We start from the raw sequence: 26,850 nt of genomic DNA, 5'->3' as shown, positions 1-26,850 counted from the left end.
ACATATAGGAGTAGGAGCCTTAAGAAATTAAAAGAAAGACTATGAAATAAAAGAGACATAAATTCGTGGCATTATTGAAAAAGTCAGAATAACTTTTTCAGTCCCAGCCTTCGGCGGACAAAAAGTTGTTTCCAACTTTTTCAACAAGCCCGCTGGTATGGAATTCTATACTCGAAAAATAACCGACATATAACCCTCTCAAAAGTTGTGAATAACTTTACGATGCTTTACATAGGAGTAGCTGTTAGCGGTTCGGTTTTTTATAATCCGCATTAATCTCCTAGTTACTATAAAGTTCATAAGTTATAGTATTTCTGGGTTCAATTTTTACTTTCTTATTAAACTCTCTTTTACTTGTTCCAATTCTTATAATTAAGTTTTCTTTAATCGCATAATATTCAAAAAAATACCCACACCAAGGCGCATAAGATTCTATTATTATGCCATTATTTTCAACTTTATATTCAGAGTAAAATCCGTAACTTAAATCTTCCATATCTTCTTTTGTTGGTAAAGAAAGATAACTACAACTTTTGTACACTTTACCATTCTCAAAAAACCTTAAATAGCAAAATCGGTCTTTCCATTTTTGATCTAAGTCAAGAAATGAATCTTTTGAAATATATATTCCTTTAGTTTTTGCTAATACTGTATCGATTTTTAAACCTTCCACTTTTATTAGTTTGAACTTACGATTTAGACTTGTATTACAATTATCTATTTTTTGCGCAGAAGCCAATGTTGAAATAAAGAAAATGAAAATAATAAATTTGTACATAACTTAAATTTTTATGGCTTGTTATCGATTTTCTTCGATCCGCCGAACTGACCGCTAACGTCAGTCTGTGAAAAAACTAAAATCAGCCTCTTGAGAATCTCATATTTGAGTTTTTTCTTTGGTAGCCCTCCGAATACGTTCTAAATTTGAAGAGGTTTTTTCACAGCCTGACGTTCTGGTACTACAGCGGGTTTGGGATTAAATTAAGCCCTATTCTCGGATTTGCCAAATCATACCAAATACAAAACCAACTTTCCATTAAGCCAATTGCCCAAATCCGTTGTAGCGTATGTTGAACTAAACCTTCGGTAGCACCAATGTGATGATTTAGTATCTTACGAAGATAAAATAAAAATCGTAAACAATGGCTACAAAAAAAAGCATCCAGAAGATTTAAGAGAGAACAAAATCCTAAACCAAGCCAAGCGGGAAGTCCCAGGTTTTGAAGAATTACTAGCTCGATTTGAGCGGACTGTTTCGGTCTTGGGGCGAAGCCAGAGCACTTTCAATAATTATTCCCGCCATGTGGCGTCGATTTCGCTTTATTTTGGTAAAATTCCCACTCAGCTTGATCCCTAGCAAGTGCAGGACTACTTGTTTTACCAGCAAAAGCAGTCCAAAACTCCCTCACAAACCTATTTCAAACACTGTGTTTACGGTCTTCGTTTTTTACTAAAATCCGAAGGATTGCCGTATGAATTCCTGCGTTTGCCCTCAATAAAACACGAGAATAAACTTCCAGTTGTTTTGAGCAAAGAAGAAGTTTGGGCGATGCTCCAAGACGCTAAACTGCTCAAACACAAAATTCTTATTGGCTTGCTTTATGGCTGCGGACTTCGCTGTATGGAAGCTCGAAGTGTTCGTTTACAGGATTTGGATTTCGACAGAAAACAACTCAAAGTTGTGCAGAGCAAAGGTAAAAAAGACCGCTACGTTCCTTTATCGGAACACTTGATTCGAGGACTGAAAAAGTACATCGAAGCCGAAAAACCTCAAGATTATCTTTTCAACGGTCAGCCTTTAAGCAATGGAGCGGGAGGCGATTTTGACAATCGCTACAGTCAGCGTGGCGTGCAATGGGCGGTCAAGCAGGCAGCCAAGGCAGCGGGCATCAAAAAAGAAGTACATACCCACACGCTTCGCCACAGTTATGCCACGCATTTACTCGAAGACGGCATGGATATAATGACGCTCAAAGATCTTTTGGGTCACCAAAACATCGAAACCACGATGGAATATCTCCACATTGCCTAACTCGAGAGTCAGCGCATTTTTAGTCCATTGGATATCCTTTTTGCAAAATGCAGCCACAGTTTGAAGTAGCCGATGTACTGCGAAAGATTGGCTCAAAAAATGAAAACTATGGATTAAATACTTGGCAGCTTCGTACGCTTTGCGTCCTAAAAAAATGCAGGACAGCCGAATTAGGCGGCCATATCGATGCATGTGATAGTTGTGGAAAAATCAGTATAAGTTACAATTCTTGCCGCAATCGGCATTGTCCCAAATGTCAGGGCAATAAACGAGAAGATTGGATACAGGCCAGAAGCACGGAACTTTTACCTGTGCCGTACTTCCACGTGGTTTTTACTTTGCCCGACAGCATTAATTCTCTAGCAGTACATCAGCCCAAAATAGTGTATGACACCTTGTTTGAAGCCGCTTGGGAAACGCTTCAAAGTTTTGGCAAAGCCAAAGAAATGCAAATGGGAATGATTGCCGTTTTGCATACTTGGGGACAGCAATTGAGCCTGCATCCGCACCTGCACTGTATTGTTCCAGGGGGAGGCGTGGACAAAGAAGGACTGTGGAAAAACAGTAGAACGGACGGCAAATTTCTGTTTCCGGTCAAGGCCTTATCTAGGGTATTCAGAGCTAAATACTGCGAAAAGCTCAAGGCAAAAATTCCGATTGGTTATGAGCAGATCCGGCAGGAATTATGGCAAAAACCGTGGGTCATTTTTGCCAAACGTCCATTTAGAAGCCCCAAATCAGTGGTGGAATATTTGGGGAGATACACCCACAAAATCGCCATTAGCAACCATAGAATCAAAAATATTGATGCCCAAAACGTCACTTTTGATTACAAGGATTATCGGATGGCAGGGGTCAAAAAACAAATGGCACTCACGCATCAGGAATTTATCAGGCGATTTGCCTTGCATATTTTGCCCAAACGTTTTGTGAAAATTCGGCATTATGGTTTTCTGAGCAGTACTTCGAAACGTTAAAAGCTAAAGCTTTTGCAGGAGAAGCTTCAGATGAAAATATTGGAGAAAGTAGAAAATAAGCCTTTTTTACCCAAATGTCCTTGTTGTAAAACAGGCAATCTGCATAGAATAGCAGTTTTTGACCAGCGCGGTCCGCCTGCTTGGTATCTTGGTACTAGCCAAAACACAATTCTCTGTAAAAACTAATTTTATGGGTAAGGGGATTTGTGCCCTAAAGTGAAGGAAAACATTATAAAATCACATAAAAAACTTCTACAAAAAAAAGAGGACGCTAAATCCTCTCTTATATCCTAAAAACTATTATTGAAAAAACCATAGTTGCGGAGTCTCAGCGGTTCCGTTCAACAGGAGTTTCATTGTTGGTGCTACGCACCCAACGAAACTCTAGCTGTTAGTGGCAGGCTCTTATTTAGTTTCTAGATTAAAATAGGTTGACATTTCAAGATTTTTATTTTCTCCAAAATAAACTTTACCATCTTTAGCAACTAAAAGAGGCTCATCAATTAAAAATCTCAACTTATTTTCTTCAATATATACTAATTTGGTATCTTCTAATTCTTTAAGAAATTTAGGTAAGTTTATTTTTTTTAGTTCAATGAATTTTTTAAACATTTTGTCATTAATAATATCTATTTCGTTCTGCTTAAGTAAAACATTAATTATACTACATTTAATATCATCTAGCTCTACTGGTTTCCAAGGAATTGCGGTCAAAGGAGTCGATAGTTCTGATTTTGATAATGGATGATACCAATAATCCCAACCTAAACAATCTTCACTAATTTTTTGTTCTTTACCATAAAGAAATGAATGAATTAGCTCACTGTCAAAATTATCTCCAAAGATTTTAGAACTTATGCTAAATTTATATGAAAGTCTTGTCCAAATCATTTCTAAAAGATGAAGCATTGGTTTTCCGTTTGATGAAAATAAAACAGGAAAATAGTATTCGTCATTTGTTAATGGCATTCCCATTGGCATTCCATTATTTTTTATTATTGTGCTATTACCACAAATATATAAATTTGGAAAACTTTCAGGAAAATAACCTTTCACTTTTCCTTTTTGAGTTAAATTTTCTAATATTTCTACAAAACCTTTACGTAGTCCATATTCGCTTTTATATCCATTAAATCCGATTACAATTCTTATTGGGTTAACAGTCTCCGAAATTAAATAATCAAATATTGTGTTTTGCCTTTCAGTAAATCTTTTTTTTATTTCTGGAGTAGGAATATCTTTAGCGTGTAAACATTTATAAGCATCTCTGAATATCGTTTTTTCATATACTTTTAATTGCCTTTGTTCTGTAAGTTTTATAACAGAAAACAAGTTATTATGTGCTTCTTCAATATCTTTTCGGAAAAGATTTTTTTTTACTTGAAAAACTGCAATTACATCATTAATGTGATATTTAAAACTGTTTGTGAAAGAAATATTTATTCCTTCACCAATAACTAACATACAATCTATTTCATCGCTTAATTCTTTATCATTATTATAGATAAAACTATTATTTACAATTTTTAAGTTTAATCCTTTAAAAATTGCCTTGTTTAATATATTTGCAGTTAAACCCTCAAATATGTTCCCAATCGTTGGTGTATGGGTTATATCTTTTTCTTCTTGGTCAATTTTTGATAAAGCATTTTTCTTGAATTCTTCTAAAAAATCTGAAATTGTTGAAATCATATTTTATAAAACTATTTTCTTCGGTTTTTTTTGAGCTTGCCACTAACTAGCATATATGCGAAATAAACTTTCGCCTATCTACCCAACTGGTAGATGTATAGACGAAGTTTTGTTTCGTTTATTGTCTTTTCAAAAATAACAAAAAAAGATTACAAATCATCAAGCAGACTTTCATTGACTAAAGGTTTTCTCGTTTCTAATAAAATTTTTAAAAGACATTATTTGTTAAACTCTCCAATGTGCCAAAGAATCCCGGACGGGTCGTGAATGAAGCATTCTTTACCCCAATCCATTTCGCGGATGGGAACCAATTTTACTTTTTCGTATTTGCTGGTTAAGTCTAAATCCAAAAGCGATGTCCAAAATTGGCGGACATCTTCAACTTCCAAAAAAAGCATGGAGTTGTCTATCCAGTCTTTCACATAGGCGTCCTGCAGATAAAATCCGATTCCTTCGGTTTCGAAATAGGAGAAATTAGGTGCCAAAATAATTTCTTTGAATCCAAGATCTTGGTAAAAACGTCTTGAAATTCCAAAGTCTTTGGAACCGATAAAAGGCCTGATTGATTTGGCTTTATGCTTCATGGTTGTATAAGTTGCTAAGTTTCTGAGATTCTAAGTGAAAAAATGCATTGGGTGCAGTTGTTTTTAACACATAGAAACATAGAATTTATAGTGTTTAAAAAGAGTTGGCTAGACGTTTTACTTTTCACATAGTCAATCTATGTTAAAAATAGTGCTGTTTCTATTCATTCTAATGGTTTACTATTAAATCTATGTGTCTATATGTTTCATTTTTTATAGGTTTTATTATAATTAAAGATAAATTAAAAAATTCTCAATTCAAATCTTAGAATCTTTTTCTCTCTTCATTTTCTTTAACTCTAAAGACAACAATTTGCTCAATCAGCCAATATGGAATTGGGTGGTCAATAGGAAACTGAACCGAGCCTTTTCCCTGCTTGTAATTCGAAAGTTCATTAGCAAATTCCTTGTGTCCGGTTGGCGTTGCATAAAACCCGATGTGTTTTTTATAGCCTGCAAAATACACTAATGGCTTCCCGTTTGTCTTGTAGGCTGGCATTCCATAGGATATGCTTTCAATGGTTTCGGGTGCTCTTTTGATAATCGATGCGCGGACATTTTCCAAAAGTAATTGTATGTCTTTTGGAAATGAGGAAATGTATTCGTCAACTGTTTTATAATCGGTTTTCATTGTTTTGTCCTTTTTGGTTTTGTTGTGCCAATGTTTTCTTTTTTTGAAATGATAGGAAGTTTGCAATGTGTTTTTATACTCAACTAAAATACGAATAAAAAAGTGATTTCAGTCAAATTCAGAATTATTCTAAACTGCGGTTTTGGACTGTAACTATAAATTTTATCTATTGAAAAAATAATTTAGATAAAATAAAATTTGGTAAATTGGTCTATGTTTTTAAAAATCATTACATTATGGAAAATAATACAAGTCAGAATTCTAACGGAGAAAGCAAATGTCCGTTCTCAGGGGGGAATCCAAAACAAAGTGCCGGATCAGGCACGAGAAACAATGATTGGTGGCCCAATCAGTTGAAATTAAATGTTCTTCGCCAGCATTCTTCATTGTCCAATCCGATGGGGGAGAAGTTTGACTATGCTGAGGCTTTCAAAAGTCTTAATCTGGATGCCGTAAAGAAAGATCTCTTCGCTTTAATGACTGATTCTCAGGACTGGTGGCCAGCTGATTATGGTCATTATGGACCACTATTTATCAGGATGGCTTGGCATAGCGCTGGTACTTACCGTATTGCTGACGGGCGCGGAGGAGCCGGAGCTGGAACACAGCGTTTTGCACCTCTTAACAGCTGGCCGGATAATGTGAATCTTGACAAGGCCCGTTTGCTGTTATGGCCTATCAAACAGAAATACGGCAATAAAATTTCATGGGCCGATTTGATGATTCTTGCTGGTAATTGCGCTCTTGAATCGATGGGATTCAAGACTTTCGGTTTTGCTGGCGGCCGTGCCGATGTTTGGGAACCAAATGAAGATATTTATTGGGGATCCGAAGGAAAATGGCTGGATGATCAGCGGTATTCTGGCGATCGGGAATTGGAAAACCCCTTAGCGGCCGTTCAGATGGGATTAATTTATGTGAATCCGGAAGGACCAAATGGTAATCCAGACCCTGTAGCATCTGCGCGTGATATTCGTGAAACTTTTGGAAGAATGGCGATGAATGATGAAGAAACGGTTGCGCTTATTGCTGGAGGACATACATTTGGTAAAACTCACGGTGCTGCCGATCCAAACGAGTATGTAGGTGCTGAACCGGCCGCCGCGGGAATTGAAGAACAAGGCCTTGGCTGGAAAAATACATTCGGAAGTGGACATGGTGAATACACTATTAGTAGTGGGCTTGAAGGTGCTTGGACAACAACGCCAGCAAAATGGAGCCACAATTATTTAGAAAATTTATTCGGTTTTGAATGGGAACTTTCAAAAAGTCCTGCTGGTGCTCACCAATGGAAACCAAAAGGAGGTGCAGGTGCAGGAACTGTGCCAGATGCCCATAATTCATCAAAAAGCCATGCTCCAACGATGCTTACTGCAGATTTAGCTTTGAAATTTGATCCTGTATATGAACCCATTGCAAAACATTTTCTTAAAAATCCAGATGTTTTTGCTGATGCTTTTGCACGTGCTTGGTTTAAGCTGACACATCGTGATATGGGACCAATCGAGCGTTATCTTGGTCCAGAAGTGCCTAAGGAAGAACTGATTTGGCAAGATCCTATTCCAGCGGTAACCCACCCATTAATTAATGATCAGGATATTGCTGCCTTGAAATCTAAAATATTGGATTCGGGATTGTCAGTATCTCAATTGGTATCGACAGCTTGGGCATCGGCATCGACATTTCGAGGTTCCGATAAAAGAGGCGGGGCCAATGGTGCACGCATTCGTCTCGCTCCGCAAAAGGATTGGAAAGTAAATAATCCTGCTCAGCTGTCGGCTGTATTATCGACTCTAGAGGCTATTCAAATAGGATTTAACGGTTCGCAGTCTGACGGGAAACAAGTATCATTGGCCGATGTAATCGTTCTGGCCGGCGGGGTAGGAATTGAGAAAGCGGCACAGCTGGCTGGCCATAATGTGACTGTTCCTTTTTCAGCAGGAAGATCGGATGCTTCACAAGATAAAACGGACGTCGAATCTTTTGCCGTACTGGAGCCTGAAGCAGATGGTTTCCGAAATTATATTAAGACGCAATACACTATTTCGGCAGAAGAAATGCTGATTGACAAAGCACAATTACTGACACTGACTGCACCAGAACTGACAGTGCTTGTTGGTGGGTTGCGCGTTCTTAATGCCAACTATGACCAGTCTAAGCATGGTGTATTCACAAACCGTCCAGAGACATTGACGAATGATTTCTTTGTGAATTTACTCGATTTAGGCACAACTTGGAAAGCTTCTTTAGATTCTCAAGAGGTGTTTGAGGGACGTGACCGCAAGTCAGGAGCATTGAAGTGGGCAGGTACTCGTGTTGATCTTATCTTCGGTTCCAATTCAGAACTTCGCGCAATCGCTGAGGTATATGGATGCAGGGATTCTCAGGAACAGTTTGTAAACGATTTTGTATCCGCTTGGAGCAAAGTAATGAATTTGGACCGCTTTGATTTGGTTTAGTTGAAGAGTCTGATTTATAAAGACAAAAAAGGTGGCCTATTTTCAGGCCACCTTTTTTGTCTTATAAAAGTAGAGTTGTTTTTTATCATTAAGGCACTAAGAACCATCAAAATTACGATTCTTTAAAGTTGATTATACGCCTAATTTTGTGGTAATCTAAACCGAAATTTTTTCAATCAAGATTTCGGAACCGGATTTGTCAAAATAAGTGCAGGTCATTTCAATAATATCAACTCTCCATCGTGCAATGCCACATTGTCCTGCATGATTGCAAAACGTTAAATAATCGGTTTGGCCGTCTTGGTGCATCACTAAAAATTCAATGAACCGCTCTTTATTAGCTGATGAAGCAATTGCTATTGCATCATATTTTTCATAAGACGTTGTGGTATAGTTATTTACTCCATAATATTGAACATGACCATCATTTACAAAGGTATCGTATCCTTTTACGCCTAAAATGATTAAATCCTGTATGTAATTTGGAAAATCAGCGCCACTTTTTATTTTAGAATGAGCTTCTTTTATTTGTTCGATTGTAAACATAGCTTGTTAGTTTTTTAATTATAGATTGATAAAATCGTTTGTTTTCGGGAAAACACTTAAGGCATCAGTAACAATCTGCGGTGTAGGAGTAGCTAATTTTCTTAGTTTAGTATCCATCCATGCGCCGTCCACAGTTATGACTGCACACAATACATCGTCTTTGTAAAACTCATGAATAATGGACCAGCGTGAAGCATCGGCTTTCATTTTTGCCATTTTTGTCTGCATGGTAATAACGTCTGAAAGCTTGATTTCTTTTCTAAAAACACATTCTTCCCGGAATAATATTGGACCAATACATTCTGTTTGCATCACTCTTAATGTTAAGCCTAATTGTTCAAGCAGCTCAATACGATGCTGTGCGCCAAAATCATAATAAACACTGTGGCGCAAGTGAAAATTTGGATCTAAATCAGATCAGCGAAAAGATAATTGTTTGCTAAATGTAGCCATGGACAAGATATTTATGATGTTTTATAATTGGCTAAGATAGTAAGGATTTTAAACCTGCCAGTATAACTTTTTGCTAAAATTATTGATAAATTAGTTAGGTTTGCGGTTAAATTTTGGTGATTTGAATTTTTAATTCTTATCTTGAATCTTAAATTGAGTAACCATTAAAAGCACGTATTTTGAATCTGCAGCATAAACATAATTTTGAGGAAGACCAATTTATTTTTTGTCTTGAGGGCGTTCCTGATGTTGAGACAAATACTATTACCGACGTAGTCAAAAATCTGGAGCAACTTGCACTTGAACAAGGGATTGCAAGTATTTATAAAACCTGCGACACTATCGAAGGATTGGAAGAAAGTTTGAACACTCTGCTTTATGATGACCATAATTTTAAAGGTTATGAAATCATTTATTTAGTTATGCAGGGCAAAAGAAATACAATCTGCCTCAATGACTATTACTATAGTTTTGAGGAAATTGCCGAAATCTTTGAAGGGAAAATGAAAGGGAAAATTTTACATTTTGCCAATACGAAAGTGCTTGACCTAAAAGATGAGGAAGCCCAATATTTTTTGGACATCACCGGGGCACTCGCCGTTTCGGGTTATGGCGTGGCTCATAAGAATATAAACAGCAGTTTATTAGATAAAGCATTTTTTAGTTTGTGCCAAGAACTGGATGATGTTGTAGAAATTGTAGAAGAATTGCATCAAAAGAATTATGCACTCTGTAAATTACTTGATTTTAGATTGTATTATTAAAAATGATATAAAAATAAATCTCACTTTAAAACTTAAAATGAGATGTTATTATAGTTTTTAAATGTTTATTTTTTGGGTTACAACGGCCAAATTGCTTATTATTTTCCATTCATCATCAGTGTCCAAAACCAATGAATTGTATGATATAAAGCGGTTTTCTGAACTTTCTAATCGAAGTTTAACGAAAGCAATTGTTTCACTCACATCAATGTTTTCAATCATCATTGTTCTAGGCAGTCCGCCAAAAATTCCGTCTCTAATATTGGCTAAATATTTTTCTTTGTCAATTACAGTTACTCCCGAAGTTCCCATAAAACCATTATTGGTTACCCGAAAATCTTTATGCAGTACTTTGTCTAACAGTTTTGTGTCGCTGTTGTCTCCGCCTTTTACAAAATCGGTTATGGTTTGTTTTATTTTGTCAGTCATTTTTTTTAGTCTAAAATTTAAATGAATTGATTATTATTCGAATTGGATAATCTGGAAATGTAAATTTATAGAAAAATTTCTTATAAAAACAAATGCTCTGGTCCTGATTGCTTTGCCAGTTTGCTTCGTTCGTGTGAAACGGATAGGAGAGCGCTCCTATAATAGTTTGATTATTGTGTATTGAAGCATTAAAATAATGGCAGAAATTGTAACTTATGAAATGGAGCTCTTTGCTAAATAAATCAGGAATAACACCTGTAATATTTCGTTTTATTGAATTAGTTCAGTATTTGTTTTATTTTTTTTAAATACCCATTTCAAGATGTATATTTGTTTCAGAAAATGTAATTTCGCACACAAAAATTAGCGACAAAATAGAATATAATGAGTGAAAAATATACTGTTGGCAGTTTATATGCGGGTATTGGCGGAATATGTCTTGGGTTTAAAAAATCAGGATTTGACATAAAATGGGCCAATGAATTTGATAAAAATGCCTGTATCACTTATAGAAATAATTTTGAGCATCAGCTTATCGAAGGCGACGTTTTGCAATTGGATATTGATGTGATACCAAAAATAGACATACTCACTGCTGGTTTTCCCTGTCAGCCATTTTCGGTAGCGGGTTATAGAAAAGGATTTGATGACAATAGGGGGAACCACTTCTTTCGAATACTTGATTTTGTAGATACCATGAGGCCTAAAGTAGTTTTTTTAGAGAATGTTAAAAACCTGACGACTCACGATCACGGCAAAACAATGAAAGTTATCGAACAATCATTAAGAGAAAGGAAATATTCCTTTCAAGCCAAGGTTTTGAACACTAAAGATTATGGAAATATTCCTCATAACAGAGAGCGGATATTTATGGTAGCTTTTGATGAACAAGCATATCCTGATGCCGAAAAAACATTCAAATTTCCAAAAGAAGAGAAGCTGACAAAGACAATAAAAGAGGTAATCACTAAAGAAAAAGTTGAAGATAATTTCTATTACGGTGCTGACAAGTATATGTATAATATGCTCGAAGAAACCATGAAATCTGAAGATACCGTTTATCAATTCAGACGCCAATATGTAAGAGAAAACAAATCGAATGTGTGTCCAACCCTGACTGCTAATATGGGAACGGGCGGGCATAATGTACCGCTTATAAAAACTGAATTTGGTTTTAGAAAACTGACTCCAAGAGAATGCCTACGGTTCCAAGGATTTCCTGACACTTTCAAAATACCTGCAAAAATAGCCAATTCAAGCGTTTATAAACAAGCCGGAAATTCTGTAAGCGTACCCGTAATTCGGGCAGTGTCGAAGAATATTTTGAAGGTTCTAAATGGAATTGAAAAGTAGATTGTTTATTTGAAGCAGGAACTTCAGGCATCTTTGCCATTTTTAAGAATTAGAATCGAATTCAGATTTTCAATTCCTGAACTAAATCTTTTATACATTCCATATCACCACTTTGAATATAGTAATTGCTGGCATCCATTTTAGTATATTGGTTCAGCATTGCATTTTGAGGCAAAATATGGGCATTTGCTATTGTTGCTATTATATCCGCATTAGTGCAATATCCGGCAATGTCAAAATACCAATTATTTGCAAAAAGCATATCGTCAATAGTTTTGCGTTCTATTTCATTGCTGAATAATAATTGTCTTGTTTTAAAGAGTTTTTTAATGTCAGGTTCAATTCTAACCAAAACGAAATAATCATAGTGCGCAGCAGCACCATTATTAAGCAAAATATTTGGAACGTATTGTGCCTGTGAATTCCAATCTTTTGTTTCAAGTAAGAGTAGATTCGACTGGGAAGCGGCTGATTTTACATTTATTTTTTTATCTTGAATCTCTAAATCCGAATCATCCCAAATGCCCTTTTTGTAAATGCCAAAGTCAGGTTCTTTTACATCTAAGCCTTCTGATTTGAAATAATTATGCAATACTATTTCGGCTAATTTTCCTTGGAATGCATTACAAAATTTTTCGCCTCCTTTTCGTTCATACTGTCCGCCGGTTCTGCGGTTTCTATGATGCCCTGCACCAAAACACATTTCATAGGCAAAGTCAATAATGATTTGAATAGCTTCTCTTGAAATTGGAGTTCCTGCAAATGTTCTTTTATTGCTAACGTAATAATTATTTGAACCAGTTACGTTGTCTAATTTCATATTTTGCTCATTTATTAATTGTTAGCATTATAAATGTAGACTTAATTTTTAAATTTTAAAGGTTTTGTATTTCAAATAATTTAATAATTGTATTCTATTTCTTTCTTACTCTCTGATCCATAATCTGGATAAGAATTTTTTTTCTCACAATTAAGCTTCATTATTGATAACTTTCAGCTGCTAACTGAGAACTCTATTCCTAAACAACAAATACTTTTAGATTCAAATATTAATCCTTACTTTTGAGCCTCATAAAAAAAACAAATTATATGGCGACTATAACATTAGGAGGGAATCCAGTACACACTTCAGGTGAATTACCAAAAGTTGGTTCAAAATTGGCAGATTTTAAATTAGTTCAAAACGACTTATCAATAGCTGATTTAAGCACTTTTGCAGGAAAAAAATTAGTTTTAAATATTTTCCCAAGTATTGATACAGGAACTTGTGCTACTTCTGTTAGAAAATTTAACGAAAGTGTCAGCAACTTAGCGAATACTACCGTTTTGTGTATTTCAAGAGATTTACCATTTGCACAAAAGCGTTTTTGTGGTGCTGAAGGCCTTGAAAATGTTGTTAACTTATCTGATTTTCAAGATGGAGCTTTTGGAAAAAATAACGGTTTAGAAATTGTTGACGGACCATTAGCAGGTTTACATTCCCGCGTAATCATCGTTGCTGATGAAAACGGAGTGGTAACACATACAGAACAAGTTGCTGAAATTGCACATGAACCTAATTATGAAGCAGCTTTAGCGGCACTTTAAAAGTCTATATGGAATTTCAAAAAGACAACACTTTACTTACTGGCCGATTGAAAAGCGTGAAATACGCTTTTCTTGGAGCCGTAAAATTAATAACTACCGAACACAGCATAATGGTTCAATTTTCTATTGGAATCATGATGACGATCGCCGGTTTTTATTTTCATATTTCTACAACCGAATGGCTTTTTCAAACGATGGCTATCGGTTTAATTATGAGTATAGAAGGGCTGAATACTGCAGTTGAAAAAATTGCCGATTTTATTCATCCCAATTATCATGAAAGAATTGGCTTTATCAAAGATATTGCAGCTGGAGCCGTATTTTTTGCGGCATTAACAGCAATTGCAATTGGTCTTATTATTTACGTTCCAAAATTTTTATAGGCTCAATTAAATTTAAGAATGGCAAAATCTACAAAAAAAGAAGCTTTAGATAAAAAGAGTGAATCAGAATCTAAGGATTTAAAATCATGGAAATTTACCAAACAGCATCGTATTGTTTTGGGGGCACTTCTTGTTTTATTTTCAGTAGCATTATTGGTTGCGTTTGTTTCCTTTTTCATTTATGGGCAAATAGATCAAAGTGCTGTTTCTGAATTGACGGACCGCAAAGAAGTGGTTCAAAACTGGCTAGGAAAATTTGGTGCCTATCTTGCTGATTTGATTATCTATCGCGGTTTTGGTGCTGCCTCTTTTCTTTTTGTACGCTTATTTTTCCTTACCGGAATGTACTTAGCTTTGGATCTTTCGATTAAAAAACTGAAAGGGACTTGGTTTTGGGACTTATTTGCCATTATTATTATATCAGTTTTATTTGGTTTTTTTGCCACTTCAGTACCTGAATTGGGTGGAACTATCGGGTATGAACTGAATTTATTCTCACAAGATTATATTGGAAAAACGGGAACGCTGTTAGTTCTTGTTTTCGGCCTGATTATCTATCTGATTTTTAAAATAAAAGTGTCTCCTGAAAAGGTGCAGTCGTTTTTTGAAAGTACCAAAAAAGAAATCAGTGAAGACATTGATAACAGTCCAGTCCCAGTAGGAGTTTCTTCAAATGATCCCAGTTATAATCTGGAGGAATTTGCTGTAGAAGAACCTGTTGAAGAAGAGGACGAAGATTTATTGGATAATATCCATTTAAAAACAACGAATTCACAATTTGAAATTAATAAAGAGGCATTAAAGCCTACGATTTCAAGTTCTTCGGAAATTAATTTAGAGCCAACGCTCAAGCCTCTTCCAATGGATATTCTGCCAAAAGCAGAACCTGTAAAAGAGGAAGCTTTTGTAATTGAAAAAGCTGTCGAAGAAGATATTATTGAAGACAATTTAGCATCTCGATTGGTTTCGGATTTTGGGCTTTTTGATCCTACTTTGGATTTATCCAACTATAAATATCCAACCATCGATTTATTAAAAGAGTATTCGACTGGCGGTATTACTATCAATCAGGAGGAACTGGAAGAAAACAAGAACCGAATTGTAGAAACACTTCGCAATTACAAAATTGAAATAGCGCAAATCAAAGCGACCGTTGGTCCATCGGTGACTTTATATGAAATTGTGCCCGAAGCCGGTATCCGTATTTCTAAAATTAAGAGTCTGGAAGATGATATTGCCTTGTCGCTGTCGGCATTGGGAATTCGTATCATTGCTCCAATTCCTGGGAAAGGAACGATTGGTATTGAGGTTCCGAACAAGAATCCTACAATGGTTTCGATGAAAAGCGTCATCGGTTCAGCCAAATTTCAGGAAGCTGAAATGGAATTGCCTATCGCTTTAGGAAAAACAATTTCGAATGAAACATTTGTAGTTGATTTGGCTAAAATGCCCCATTTATTGATGGCGGGGGCTACTGGACAAGGAAAATCAGTTGGGTTGAATGCGGTAATCACTTCGTTGCTTTATAAAAAACATCCTGCTGAAATTAAATTTGTTATGGTCGATCCTAAAAAAGTCGAATTGACTCTTTTTAATAAAATCGAAAGACATTATTTAGCTAAACTTCCAGATACTGATGATGCTATTATCACCGATAATGCCAAAGTGGTTAATACTTTGAACTCTCTTTGTGTAGAGATGGACAACCGTTATAATCTTCTAAAAGATGCGATGGTTCGAAACATAAAAGAATATAATGAAAAATTTAAGTCCCGAAAATTAAATCCAGAAAATGGACATCGATTTTTGCCTTACATTGTATTGGTGGTTGATGAGTTTGCTGATTTAATTATGACGGCTGGAAAAGAAGTAGAAATGCCTATTGCAAGGTTGGCGCAATTAGCCAGAGCTATTGGTATTCATTTAATTATAGCGACGCAAAGACCGTCGGTAAACGTAATTACTGGTTTGATCAAAGCCAATTTTCCTGCGAGAATTGCTTTTAGGGTTTCCTCCAAAATTGATTCACGAACTATTCTTGATACGCAGGGAGCAGATCAATTAATTGGCCGTGGAGATTTGCTGTACTCTAATGGAAATGATGTCGTAAGGGTACAATGCGCCTTTGTTGACACTCCCGAAGTTGAAAAAATTGTGGATTTTATAGGTTCGCAAAAAGCCTATGCAACTGCTTATTTACTCCCTGAATTTGTTGGGGAAGATGGTGGTCTTAATTTAGAAATGGATATCTCGGAAAGAGATACTTTATTTAGGGAAGCAGCCGAAGTAATTGTAAATGCTCAACAAGGTTCGGCATCATTATTGCAGCGAAAACTGAAACTGGGTTATAACAGAGCTGGACGATTAATTGACCAATTGGAAGCGGCAGGTATTGTAGGACCTTTTGAAGGCAGTAAAGCCAGAAGTGTGAACATACAGGATATGACCGGTCTGGATCAGTTTTTTAATAACGAGTCTTAATTGCAAACCGCTAAAAACTGATAAAAGCTAAATTTAGCTTTTTTTTAATGCTTTTGATTTTTAGGCTTTTTACTTTTAGGCTTTTTACTTTTACACAGAATTTATCGTTGCTCGAGTGCGTGAGGGATAGAAGCCAGCTACCGAAGTAGCGCGTATAGCCCGACTCTATTTAGGGAAGGGGCTAATGACCGCTGTGTTAATAAGCCCCTTTCCTAAATAGAGTCACGCCCAAATAATTACGAAACAAACTAAATATAGTAAGCATACAGTAAAACACAGAACAATGACACTACAAAACAAAATAGGAATGAAGGCAATTTTGGGGCTTTTGATGATCTTTTTTATTGGATTTTCTGCTCAATCTCAAGATGTTAAAGCGAAAGCTTTATTGGACAAGGTGACTGCCAAAGTAAAAAGTTACGATAATATTACTATTGATTTTAAATATTCTTTGAATAATGCCAAAGAGAATATTAATCAGGACAGCAAGGGAACGGTGGTGATGAAAGGGAATCAGTATATTTTGAATTTTATGGGAATTACCAAGCTTTTTGATGGCAAAAAGACCTATACGATTGTTCCTGAAGACGAAGAAATTACTGTTTCGACTCTGAATGAAAAAGATGAAACAGCTATCACTCCTTCGAAAATGCTGACTTTTTTTAATAAAGGCTATAAATTTTCGATGGATATTGTTCAAAATGCAAGCGGTAAAAAAATTCAGTACATTAAATTGGTTCCGTCCAATCCTAAAGATCAAAGAAAAGAGATTTTGGTAGGGGTGGACTCTAAAACCAATAACATCTATACTATTATTGAAATTGGCAAAAAAGGCACAAAAACAACATTGACCGTGAATTCTTTTAAAACAAATCAAGCATTGCCAAAAAATCAATTTACCTTTGCAGCGAGTAAATACCCCAATTATTACATCAATAAATTAGACTAATTATTTAGGTGAAGATTCTAGACAGATACTTATTAAAAACATTTCTTGGTACATTTGCTACGGTATTTGTTATCCTTTTTTTTGTATTCATACTGCAGACAGTTTGGCTGTTTATTGCTGAATTAGCCGGTAAAGATTTGGACTTTATAATGGTTGTCAAATTTTTGGCTTTTTCGATGCCTCGAATTGTGCCTTTGGTGCTGCCTCTTTCTATATTGTTGGCTTCAATAATGTCTTTTGGGAATTTATCCGAGCATTATGAGTTTGCGGCTATGAAATCTTCTGGAATTTCATTGCAAAGAGCCATGAGAAGCTTGGTAATTGCTATTGCAATATTGAGTTTTATTGCTTTTTTATTTGCGAATAATGTGATTCCGTATGCCGAATTCAAGTTTGTCAATTTCAGAAAGAACATTGCCCAAGCTAAACCGGCACTGGCAATCACCGAGGGACAATTCAGCGATATTGGAATGTATAATATTAAGGTGAATAAAAAATCAGGCGAAAAAGGCAATCATCTGACTGGAATTACCATTCATGAAAAATCTCAAAATGGTGATGGCAGTAAAACGGTAATTCGAGCTACAAATGGAGAATTAGTGAGTAATGAAAAGACAAATCTCCTTCAATTGGTTTTGAACGATGGGAATTATTACCAAGATATTGTTCCAAAAAAATATGAGGATAGAGAAAAATTGCCTTTTGCGAAAAGCTCGTTTAAAAAATACCGCATTAATATAGATTTATCTAAATTGAATAAAGTGGACACCAAAGATGAGTCTGTGTCTAATACTAATAACATGCTTAATGTTAGTGATTTAAAATACACATTGGATTCCCTGAATAAAAACAGAGAGGCAGAAATTATCAATTTTGCTGAAAGCACCAATAATAGGCCAGTAGCCTTAAATGATAATAAAGCTCCAGTGCTAAACAAGAAAAAGCCGTTGACAAAAAATTTGTTGTCACTTTTTGACAATAAGAAAAAAGGAGAAGTTTTAGCTGCTGCAAGCAGTAATATTCAAAGCATACTGTATAATATTGACGCTACCAAAACCGATCTGGATCTTAAAAAGAAAAGAATAAACAGTCATATTTTATCATTATACGACAAGTTTGTCATTGTGTATGCCTGTTTCTTAATGTTTTTTATTGGAGCTCCCTTGGGTGCCATCATCCGTAAAGGAGGTGTTGGTCTGCCAATAGTATTTGCAGTATTGATTTTTATATCCTTTCATTTTATCAATACTTTTGGTAAAAGAATTTCACAGGAAGACGGGTTAGCTCCTTTCTTTGGTTCCTGGATGTCCTCTATGATTTTAACGCCATTGGCAATTTTGCTAACGTATCGTGCGACAAATGATATTGGTTTAATCAATTTAGACATTATACTGACGCCTATCCAAAAAGTGTTTCAAAAAGTACTTCAAAAAATAATTCCATCTCAAAATAAAGAATAAATGTCTCTCACAAAAATACACCTCAACACTATAGAAGAAGCCATCGAAGACATTCGTCAAGGCAAAGTAATTATTGTAGTTGACGATGAAGACCGCGAAAATGAAGGTGATTTTTTGGCTGCTGCCGATAAAGTAACTCCCGAAATGATCAATTTTATGGCTATGCACGGCCGTGGTTTAATATGTGCTCCATTAACCGAAAGCCGTTGCAAAGAATTGGGACTGCATGTAATGGTAAGCAATAATACCGATCCTATGGAAACTGCTTTTACCGTTTCAGTAGATTTGAGAGGTAAAGGAGTAACAACTGGAATATCTGCTGCTGACAGGGCAAAAACGGTACTTTCATTAGTAGATCCAAGCACTAAGCCACATGATTTGGCTCGTCCAGGACATATTTTTCCATTGATTGCTAAGCAAGGAGGTGTTTTGAGAAGAACAGGACATACCGAAGCGGCTATTGATTTTGCACGGTTGGCAGGTTTTAAGCCGGCAGGAGTGATTGTCGAAATCATGAATGAAGACGGTTCTATGGCCCGCTTGCCTCAATTGGCTAAAGTAGCGAAGAAATTCAACTTAAAATTAGTTTCTATAGAAGCATTGGTTGCCTATAGAATGCAGCACGACAGTTTGATTATCAAAAAAGAAGATTTTGATATCAATACCCGTTTTGGAACTTTTCGATTGAGAGCCTATGAGCAAATTACAAACAAACAAATTCATATCGCATTAACAAAAGGCACGTGGAATCTTGGTGAATCTATATTAACCAGAATCCATTCTTCGCAAGTTAATAACGATCTTTTGGGAACATTGACTAATAATGTTGACCAGCAATTGGATGATATGTTCAAGATTATTAATGACAATGGTAAAGGCGCTGTCGTATTCATCAATCAAGATATGTCGGCTGTAAATTTACTAAACCGTATTACTGAATTGAAGGCTCTCCAAGCTGATGGGACAATGAAAGCCCCTAAAGTGGTTATTGATACCAAAGATTATGGTATTGGGGCCCAAATACTGCATGATATTGATATTTCTAAAATTCGTTTGGTATCCAATACTGAGCAAGGAAAACGCGTAGGAATGATAGGCTATGGTCTGGAAATTACTGAATATGTAAAGTACTAAAACTTTTTTTTGAAAAAAGTTTTTCTGTAACCTAAAGCAAATGAAACAATTAAAAATTCACTTAAAAATTAGCTGTAATTTTTCTAAAAATACACTTGCATAACCAAAAAAGGTTCTTATATTTGCACTCGCAATCAGGAAATGAGAGTGACATACTGGAGAAATGGCAGAGCGGTCGAATGCGGCAGTCTTGAAAACTGTTGACTGTAACAGGTCCGGGGGTTCGAATCCCTCTTTCTCCGCCAGTAGAAATACAAATTGAATTAAAACCCTTTAAATCGTGTGATTTAAAGGGTTTTTTCTTTTACCCCATCGTCAAAATATTCATTAATGCGTGAACTGAAAGGGATAAATTCGGTTACCCTAAACTATTCAAAATTAGGGTAACCGAATTTTATCTCAACCTAGTATTTACAAGGTGTTACAACCAGTTCAATAACTTGTTTAAAAACTGTACATCTTGTGTGCTAGCCTTATTAAAATTAAATTTAATAATAACGAAAAGGTTACCACGATGAAAACAAAAGTATCTATTCTCTTTTACGCAAAGAGAGCAAAAGCCAATGTAAATGGTTTAATTCCTATTTACACTCGAATTACTATTGATGGCAAAAGAATTGAATTAAGTTCTAACAGATTTGTAGAAATATCTAAATGGTCTACAGAAGCCGGTAAAATGAAAGGCAACTCAGAAGAAGCTCGTTCAATAAATAATCATCTGAATATGCTGAGAATTCAAATTATTGATATGCAAATGGAATTAGTACACAAGAAAATTCCAGTAACAGCCGAAACACTCAAAAATAAAATATTGGGAGTTGATGAACGAGCAAGAATGCTGATCCCAATCTTTCAAGACCATAACAATAAAATCAAAGAACTAGTTGGCAAAGAATACGCTCCAGGAACATTAGAACGCTATAAAACATCTTTAAGTCATACAGTAGAGTTTTTGCAGTGGAAATATAAAGTTTCGGATATTGATATTAATAAAATAGATCACGCCTTTGTAACCGATTATGAATTTTGGTTAAGAAGTGTCCGGAACTGTGCCAATAATACGGCAGTAAAATACATCAAGAACTTCAATAAAATAATCAAGATCTGTCTGGCCAATGACTGGCTGGATAAAAATCCGTTTGCAAACTATAAATCAAAAGTTAAGGAAGTGGAACGGGTTTATTTATCTGAAGCAGAAATTCAAAACATTATTAACAAGAATCTAAAAACAGAAAGATTATCAGTGGTTCGTGATATCTTCCTTTTTAGCTGTTTTACAGGACTAGCTTACATCGATGTCAAAAACTTGACAAAATCCCACATAAGCTTCGGAATTGATGGTGAAAAATGGATTTTTACACATCGTCAGAAAACAGAAAGTGCTTCAAAGATTCCAATACTACCTGTTACGCAAATGATAATTGATAAGTATGAAAATCATCCTCAAGCTATTGGAAATGACAAATTACTCCCTATTCTGTCAAATCAAAAGATGAATGCTTACTTGAAAGAAATCGCTGGATTATGTGAGATTGACAAAGAACTAACTTTTCATATTGCCCGACATACTTTTGCAACGACCGTGACACTTACTAATGGTGTTCCAATAGAAAGTGTGAGTAAAATGTTAGGCCATAAAAATTTGAGAACTACACAGCATTATGCCAAAGTTTTGGACAAAAAAGTAAGTGAGGATATGAAAGTTTTAAGAGATAAATTTTCAACCGATATAAATAAATCATTCAAGAAAAAAATAAACAGTTAAGGTATAAGTATTTATTTTTTTTCGGTAAAATTAATTCAAACTTCTATATTCATTCGGCGTATAACCCGTACTTTTTTTAAACATTCGATTAAAATGCTGCGGGTATTTAAAACCGAGTTCAAATGCAATTTTACTGACTGACTTTTCAGTATCAAAAATTTTCTCTTTTGCGATATCTATTAATTTTAATTGAATATGTTCCTGCGCAGTTTTACCAGTTTCTTTTTTGATTAAATCACCAAAATAATTAGGAGAAAGATGCAGACGATCCGCAAAATACCCAACAGAAGGAAGTCCTAAATTTTGTGCGTTTTCTGATTGAAAATAATCCTTTAATAAATTTTCAAATTTGGATAAGATATCAGTATTGATGTTCTCACGGGTTATAAACTGCCTGTCGTAAAACCGAACACAATAATTCAACAGTAACTCAATATTATTGGTTATAATGCTTTTACTATGCTTATCAATAGATTGACTTAGTTCATAATCTAACTTACTAAATAAATCTTTTATAATCTGCTGTTCTTTTGAAGACAAATGAAGTGCCTCGTGCGACTCATATGAAAAGAAAGAATACTGACTCATTTGTTTCCCAAGTGCTGTTCCTTTTGTTAGTTCAGGATGAAAAAGCAGTGCTAGACCAGAAGGCTGGTAATTTTCTTCATTATTGACTTCAATAACCTGTCCCGGCGCAACAAATACAAGTGTGCCTTCATCATAATCATAATTGTTACGTCCATATTTCAATTCCCCACAATGTCCTGCTTTTAAAAAGACGGCATAGAATCCAAAATACATGCGACTGTGATTAGGTAATGCTTTTGTTATGGAATTATCAAAAACACTTATCAAAGGATGTTTTGTTTCAATATCCTTCAGCATATTGTATTGAGAGACTTTTTCAAGCTTTATAATAGTATCCATAATGTATTTATTAAATTTATAGTACAAATATACTGCGCAGATTGTTAAGGTGTTAGGTTGGGTCGCCAAATCAGTAATAATGGTACTAACATCCGTAATTTATATACAAAACGACAATAGCTATTGAAGGAACTTTGTACTATCAAAAAATTACAATCAAAAAGTCATTTAAAATGAAAACAAGAATATTAGGAAACAGCGGATTAGAAGTTTCAGCACTTGGAATGGGGGTTATGAATTTAAGTTTTGGAACAGGAATAGCTGTTGAAGAAAGTCAAGCCATACAAGTCATTAGAACCGCTTTGGAGCGAGGCATTACTTTTTTTGACACTGCGCAGGCGTATGGCCCGTATGTCAATGAAAAATTATTGGGTGAAGCATTAGTTCCTTTTAGAAAAGATGTTGTCGTTGCAACCAAGTTTGGATTCAAATTAGAAAATGGAGCTATTACAGGAGCGGATAGCCGTCCTAAAAATATTAGAGCGGTAGCAGAAGCTTCTTTGAAAAGTCTAAAAACTGACTATATCGATTTGTTCTACCAACACAGAGTTGATCCAAACATTCCGATTGAAGAAGTGGCAGGAACGCTTAAAGATTTAATTAACGAGGGAAAAATTCTTCATTATGGTCTTTCAGAAGTAGGAGCTTACACTATTAAAAGAGCACACGCCATTCATCCTGTAGCTGCGGTTCAAAATCAATATTCTATCTGGACAAGGGAGCCTGAATTAGAAGTATTACCTGTATGCCAAGAATTAGGAATTGGTTTTGTGCCTTGGGGACCTTTAGGAACAGGATTTCTTAGTGGTGAAATTGATACCAATACAAAATTTGATAGTGCTACCGACTTAAGAGCAAACTTTCCAAGATTTACGAAAGAAGCTATAAAAGCAAATATGCCAGTTGTGGATATGCTTAGAACCATTGCTCAAGAAAAAAATGCTACACCAGTGCGTATAGCATTGGCTTGGCTATTAGCTCAAAAAACTTGGATTGTTCCTATTCCCGGAATGACTAATTTAAAACACATGGAAGACAATATTAAGTCTGTAGATCTTGAACTAACAGCTTTAGACCTTACATATATCGATGAGCAGTTAGCCGCAATCAAAATTCAAGGTTCAAGACTGGATGAAGGTTTGCTTTCAATGTCAGAAAAATAAAATCAAGCATACTAATATGTTTAAGTATAAATCATTTTAACAAATTAATATTATATAAAATGGAAGAAACTAATCTTAATATCAGAATAAGCGCTATCGAAGATAAGATGGCAATAAGAGAAACTTTTGATACTTTTTCAATTTTAGCAGACAAAAGAGATTTGCAAACACAATCGCTCCTTTTTACTGAAAATGCAGTCGTGGAATCGTATTTTAACGGACAACTTGCATTAGTTTTTAATGGAAGAGCAGAAATTAGTAAAGGGTTTGCAGATTTTGTTAAAAATTTTGAAACACTTTATCATATCAACGGACAGCAAACGGTTAAATTAAATGGAGATAAAGCAAGCAGTATTTCCTATTGTTCAGTAACTCTTGTTGGAGATGAAAATGAAAAAAAAATGAAAACAAACTTAGGCGTTATTTATCACGATGAGTTTGAACGCTCAGATAAAAAATGGCTAATATCGAAAAGAAAATCATTTTTTACTTGGCAGGAAAAAGTAGATTTAGGACAACCTTTAATTTAAAAAAAATAGTAGATGAAAAATATAGTATTGAATAACGGTATTGAAATGCCAATTTTAGGTTTTGGCGTATTCCAAATTACAGACCCTCTAGAATGTGAACAAAGCGTAATAGATGCTATTAATGTTGGATATCGCTCTTTGGATACTGCTGCTTCCTATATGAACGAGATTTTTGTTGGTAATGCTATTAAAAAAAGCAGTATTGCTAGAGAAGAACTTTTCATTACAACTAAACTTTGGGTTCAGGATGCAGGTTACGAAAGCACCAAAAAAGCGTTCCAAAACTCATTGGACAGATTACAATTAAATTACTTGGACTTGTACCTTATTCATCAACCTTATGGTGATGTTTATGGTTCATGGAGGGCTATGGAGGAATTATATGCCGAAGGAAAGGTGAAAGCTATTGGTGTTGCGAATTTTCATCCTGATAGATTAATCGATTTAATTTTGCATAACAAAATTGTTCCTGCTATTAATCAAATCGAAACACATCCTTTTCATCAGCAAATTGAGATACAAAAATTCCTTCAAGAGAATAATGTGCAAATTGAATCTTGGGGTCCATTTGCAGAAGGGAAAAATGACATTTTCAAAAACGAATTATTGAGTACTATCGGTAAAAAATACAACAAAAGCATTGCTCAGGTTATTCTTCGCTGGTTAACACAGCGAGGTGTTATTGTAATCCCTAAATCTGTTAAAAAAGAGAGAATGGCAGAAAATTTCAACATTTTCGATTTCAATCTTTCTAATGAGGATATGGAAAATATCGCAACCTTAGATACGAATCAAAGTTTGTTTTTTGACCACAGAGATCCAGCGATGGTGAAATGGCTGAGTGAAAGAAAGCTAGATATATAACTAAAGAAATACGTCAATCTAAAAATATATTTATGAATCGTAGAAACCTATTAAAAACAGCAGGACTGGCATTGGCTGGAAGCGCAATATTGCCTTTCACCTCTGTTGCTCAAACTACAAATTCGGAATCTAAACCTTTGGGGAAAGATAATTCTCTGCAACCCCTTTCTGGCAGAAGAAAATTGGGTAAATCACTTGAAGTATCCAGTGTAGGCATCGGTGTTCAGAATATGAGCCGCACGTATCAAACTACGATTCCTACCCGAACCGAAATGTTCAATATCATTAGAACTGCTTTCGATAATGGCGTAACTTTATTTGATGCCGCCGAAGCTTATGGTCCGCACGAAGTGGAACGAATTCTTGGTGAAGGTATTGCGCCTTTCCGTGATAAAGTAGTTGTATCAACAAAGTTCGGATGGAATATCGATCAAGAAACTGGTAAACGAAATCCGGGACTTAACAGCCGTCCGGAACACATAAAAGCTGTTGTTGACGGAATGCTCAAACGCCTTCGAACTGACCGCATAGATTTATTATATCAACATCGTGTTGACCCAAATGTTCCGATTGAAGATGTTGCTGGCACTATCAAAGACTTAATAAAAGATGGAAAGGTATTGAATTATGGGCTTTCAGAACCGGGTGTACAAACGGTAAGACGAGCACATAAAATCCATCCCATTACAGCTATACAAAATGAATATTCGCTGCTATGGCGTGGTCCTGAAAAGGAAATTATTCCACTCTGTGAGGAACTCGGCATTGGTTTCGTTCCATGGAGTCCGCTTGGTGTGGGTTTCCTTACTGGAGCAATTGACGCAAATACACGGTTCGCTCCCGGAGATATCCGTGCTATCGAATCTAGGTTCTCACCCGAAAATTTGCCTAATAATTTAGCACTCATCAATTTGTTAAAAAATTGGAGTGAAAAGAAACAAGCTACGCTAGCTCAAATATCATTAGCTTGGCTACTATCACAAAAACCGTGGATTGTTCCAATACCTGGCACAACACAAATGGCACACATGTTAGAAAACATAGGAGCAGACAATGTGAAATTTTCTGCAAATGAATTTAAGGAATTCAATGAGCAATTAAATACTATTCAAATTTTGGGAGAAAGATTACCTACAGCTGTTTTAGCATACTCAGGTGTAGAAGCTCCTTTGAAAAAGAATTAGATAATTTAAATACTCGAACTAATGAAACTTCATATAAAATTGCTACTTCTATCGCTTATTCTAGATATAACTACAGCTTGTCCGCAAATAAATTCAAAACCAAAAAACGTAATGGAGACTGATAAATTAGAGGATAACGAATCTCAAGTACTTGATGTAACTCGCCAATTGACACAGTTAATGATTGACAAGGACATAGCAGGACTGAACAGAATTTTAGATATGCATTTCACGCTCACGCATATTACGGGATATGTACAGTCAAAAGAGGAATGGTTTTCTGAAATTGAAAGTGAGAGAATGAAATACTATTCATATAAAGAGGTAAAAACTTCCGTGAAAATTGATACTGACAAAGCAACGTTCGTTGGGCAAAACCTTTTGGACGCACGCATTTGGGGTACACGAAATAACTGGCGTTTGCAACAGACGATGCAGCTTGAAAAGCGTAACGGAAAATGGATTATTCTAAAATCGGTTGCTATCACATTTTAAAAAATAAA

General features: G+C 35.4%; 24 protein-coding genes, 1 tRNA gene and 2 pseudogenes. 18 read left to right on the top strand and 9 right to left on the bottom strand.

From position 1 onward, the window contains the following. Positions 1-280 precede the first annotated feature (280 nt). Positions 281-778, bottom strand: coding sequence for a hypothetical protein (locus tag AC1DVP_RS15745; RefSeq protein ID WP_477184438.1), 498 nt, complete (start codon positions 776-778; stop codon positions 281-283). A gap of 582 nt (positions 779-1,360) precedes the next feature. Here AC1DVP_RS15745 and AC1DVP_RS15740 point away from each other — a divergent pair. Then, positions 1,361-2,032 (top strand): tyrosine-type recombinase/integrase, encoded by a 672-nt coding sequence (locus tag AC1DVP_RS15740; protein ID WP_477184437.1) that lies wholly within the window; start codon positions 1,361-1,363, stop codon positions 2,030-2,032. A gap of 47 nt (positions 2,033-2,079) precedes the next feature. Next, positions 2,080-3,195, top strand: a pseudogene (locus AC1DVP_RS15735) (IS91 family transposase). A gap of 219 nt (positions 3,196-3,414) precedes the next feature. Here AC1DVP_RS15735 and AC1DVP_RS15730 read toward each other — a convergent pair. The 3 genes from AC1DVP_RS15730 to AC1DVP_RS15720 all read right to left on the bottom strand — a co-directional run bounded on the left by AC1DVP_RS15730 (position 3,415) and on the right by AC1DVP_RS15720 (position 5,916). Next, the gene (locus AC1DVP_RS15730; protein ID WP_477184436.1) at positions 3,415-4,701 is read right to left on the bottom strand and encodes a DUF6602 domain-containing protein; all 1,287 of its coding nucleotides are present in this window, start codon (positions 4,699-4,701) and stop codon (positions 3,415-3,417) included. 218 nt (positions 4,702-4,919) lie between these two features. Further along, positions 4,920-5,285, bottom strand: a complete 366-nt coding sequence (locus AC1DVP_RS15725; RefSeq protein WP_477184435.1) for a VOC family protein — start codon at positions 5,283-5,285, stop codon at positions 4,920-4,922. A gap of 265 nt (positions 5,286-5,550) precedes the next feature. After that, positions 5,551-5,916 carry an iron chaperone gene (locus AC1DVP_RS15720; RefSeq protein WP_477184434.1) on the bottom strand — a complete coding sequence of 122 codons (366 nt, stop codon included), beginning with the start codon at positions 5,914-5,916 and terminating at the stop codon, positions 5,551-5,553. Positions 5,917-6,152: 236 nt separating this feature from the next. Here AC1DVP_RS15720 and katG point away from each other — a divergent pair, with 236 nt between their 5' ends. Further along, the gene (gene katG, locus AC1DVP_RS15715; protein WP_477184433.1) at positions 6,153-8,375 is read left to right on the top strand and encodes a catalase/peroxidase HPI; all 2,223 of its coding nucleotides are present in this window, start codon (positions 6,153-6,155) and stop codon (positions 8,373-8,375) included. Between the two features lie 156 nt (positions 8,376-8,531). On the opposite strand, the gene AC1DVP_RS15710 is transcribed toward katG, so the two are convergent. Next, complete coding sequence (locus tag AC1DVP_RS15710; RefSeq protein ID WP_477184432.1) at positions 8,532-8,921, bottom strand: DUF1398 domain-containing protein; 390 nt, start codon at positions 8,919-8,921, stop codon at positions 8,532-8,534. Between the two features lie 18 nt (positions 8,922-8,939). Further along, positions 8,940-9,323 (bottom strand): annotated as a pseudogene (locus AC1DVP_RS15705) (acyl-CoA thioesterase); the annotation flags it as partial. Positions 9,324-9,553: 230 nt separating this feature from the next. On the opposite strand from AC1DVP_RS15705, the gene AC1DVP_RS15700 reads away from it, so the two are divergent. After that, positions 9,554-10,138: a DUF6642 family protein gene (locus AC1DVP_RS15700; protein ID WP_477184431.1), complete on the top strand. Its 585-nt coding sequence runs from the start codon at positions 9,554-9,556 to the stop codon at positions 10,136-10,138. Between the two features lie 57 nt (positions 10,139-10,195). Here AC1DVP_RS15700 and AC1DVP_RS15695 read toward each other — a convergent pair whose 3' ends face one another. Continuing rightward, entirely contained in the window at positions 10,196-10,567 is a 372-nt protein-coding gene (locus AC1DVP_RS15695; protein ID WP_477184430.1) for a nuclear transport factor 2 family protein, read from the bottom strand. Between the two features lie 384 nt (positions 10,568-10,951). Here AC1DVP_RS15695 and dcm point away from each other — a divergent pair, with 384 nt between their 5' ends. Beyond that, entirely contained in the window at positions 10,952-11,920 is a 969-nt protein-coding gene (gene dcm, locus AC1DVP_RS15690; protein WP_477184429.1) for a DNA (cytosine-5-)-methyltransferase, read from the top strand. Between the two features lie 61 nt (positions 11,921-11,981). Here the strand turns inward: dcm and AC1DVP_RS15685 are convergent, their stop codons facing one another. Continuing rightward, entirely contained in the window at positions 11,982-12,740 is a 759-nt protein-coding gene (locus tag AC1DVP_RS15685) for a hypothetical protein (protein WP_477184428.1), read from the bottom strand. Positions 12,741-13,009: 269 nt separating this feature from the next. On the opposite strand from AC1DVP_RS15685, the gene tpx reads away from it, so the two are divergent. The 8 genes from tpx (at position 13,010) to AC1DVP_RS15645 (ending at position 21,679) form a co-directional block, all read left to right on the top strand. Beyond that, complete coding sequence (tpx, locus tag AC1DVP_RS15680) at positions 13,010-13,507, top strand: thiol peroxidase (protein ID WP_477184427.1); 498 nt, start codon at positions 13,010-13,012, stop codon at positions 13,505-13,507. An 8-nt stretch (positions 13,508-13,515) separates the two neighbouring features. Then, entirely contained in the window at positions 13,516-13,890 is a 375-nt protein-coding gene (locus tag AC1DVP_RS15675; RefSeq protein WP_477184426.1) for a diacylglycerol kinase family protein, read from the top strand. 18 nt (positions 13,891-13,908) lie between these two features. Further along, positions 13,909-16,371: a DNA translocase FtsK gene (locus tag AC1DVP_RS15670; RefSeq protein WP_477184425.1), complete on the top strand. Its 2,463-nt coding sequence runs from the start codon at positions 13,909-13,911 to the stop codon at positions 16,369-16,371. A gap of 307 nt (positions 16,372-16,678) precedes the next feature. Further along, positions 16,679-17,320 carry an outer membrane lipoprotein periplasmic chaperone LolA1 gene (lolA1, locus tag AC1DVP_RS15665; protein WP_477184442.1) on the top strand — a complete coding sequence of 214 codons (642 nt, stop codon included), beginning with the start codon at positions 16,679-16,681 and terminating at the stop codon, positions 17,318-17,320. Positions 17,321-17,328: 8 nt separating this feature from the next. Next, positions 17,329-18,780 carry an LptF/LptG family permease gene (locus tag AC1DVP_RS15660; protein WP_477184424.1) on the top strand — a complete coding sequence of 484 codons (1,452 nt, stop codon included), beginning with the start codon at positions 17,329-17,331 and terminating at the stop codon, positions 18,778-18,780. Then, positions 18,781-19,914: a 3,4-dihydroxy-2-butanone-4-phosphate synthase gene (ribB, locus tag AC1DVP_RS15655; protein ID WP_477184423.1), complete on the top strand. Its 1,134-nt coding sequence runs from the start codon at positions 18,781-18,783 to the stop codon at positions 19,912-19,914. It begins immediately after the preceding gene. Positions 19,915-20,071: 157 nt separating this feature from the next. Next, positions 20,072-20,159: transfer RNA gene (locus tag AC1DVP_RS15650), tRNA-Ser, on the top strand. 269 nt (positions 20,160-20,428) lie between these two features. Continuing rightward, on the top strand, positions 20,429-21,679 hold the full coding sequence (locus AC1DVP_RS15645; RefSeq protein WP_477184422.1) for a site-specific integrase: 1,251 nt from the start codon (positions 20,429-20,431) through the stop codon (positions 21,677-21,679). Between the two features lie 30 nt (positions 21,680-21,709). Here the strand turns inward: AC1DVP_RS15645 and AC1DVP_RS15640 are convergent, their stop codons facing one another. Further along, positions 21,710-22,606: a helix-turn-helix domain-containing protein gene (locus tag AC1DVP_RS15640; protein WP_477184421.1), complete on the bottom strand. Its 897-nt coding sequence runs from the start codon at positions 22,604-22,606 to the stop codon at positions 21,710-21,712. 173 nt (positions 22,607-22,779) lie between these two features. On the opposite strand from AC1DVP_RS15640, the gene AC1DVP_RS15635 reads away from it, so the two are divergent. Genes AC1DVP_RS15635 through AC1DVP_RS15615 form a run of 5 tightly spaced genes read left to right on the top strand, consistent with a single transcriptional unit; the run spans position 22,780 to position 26,842 of the window. Next, positions 22,780-23,769, top strand: a complete 990-nt coding sequence (locus AC1DVP_RS15635; protein WP_477184420.1) for an aldo/keto reductase — start codon at positions 22,780-22,782, stop codon at positions 23,767-23,769. A gap of 59 nt (positions 23,770-23,828) precedes the next feature. Then, on the top strand, positions 23,829-24,299 hold the full coding sequence (locus tag AC1DVP_RS15630) for a nuclear transport factor 2 family protein (protein ID WP_477184419.1): 471 nt from the start codon (positions 23,829-23,831) through the stop codon (positions 24,297-24,299). Between the two features lie 12 nt (positions 24,300-24,311). After that, positions 24,312-25,163: an aldo/keto reductase gene (locus AC1DVP_RS15625; protein WP_477184418.1), complete on the top strand. Its 852-nt coding sequence runs from the start codon at positions 24,312-24,314 to the stop codon at positions 25,161-25,163. A 32-nt stretch (positions 25,164-25,195) separates the two neighbouring features. Further along, a complete protein-coding gene (locus tag AC1DVP_RS15620) occupies positions 25,196-26,347 on the top strand; it encodes an aldo/keto reductase (protein WP_477184417.1) in 1,152 nt (383 codons plus the stop codon). 21 nt (positions 26,348-26,368) lie between these two features. After that, positions 26,369-26,842 (top strand): nuclear transport factor 2 family protein, encoded by a 474-nt coding sequence (locus AC1DVP_RS15615; protein ID WP_477184416.1) that lies wholly within the window; start codon positions 26,369-26,371, stop codon positions 26,840-26,842. Positions 26,843-26,850: the final 8 nt, after the last annotated feature.

This window comes from Flavobacterium sp. P3_A6 (assembly GCF_056403035.1).
The sequence above is the reverse complement of the archived record's forward strand: the minus strand, read 5'-3'. Positions and strand labels throughout refer to the sequence as shown.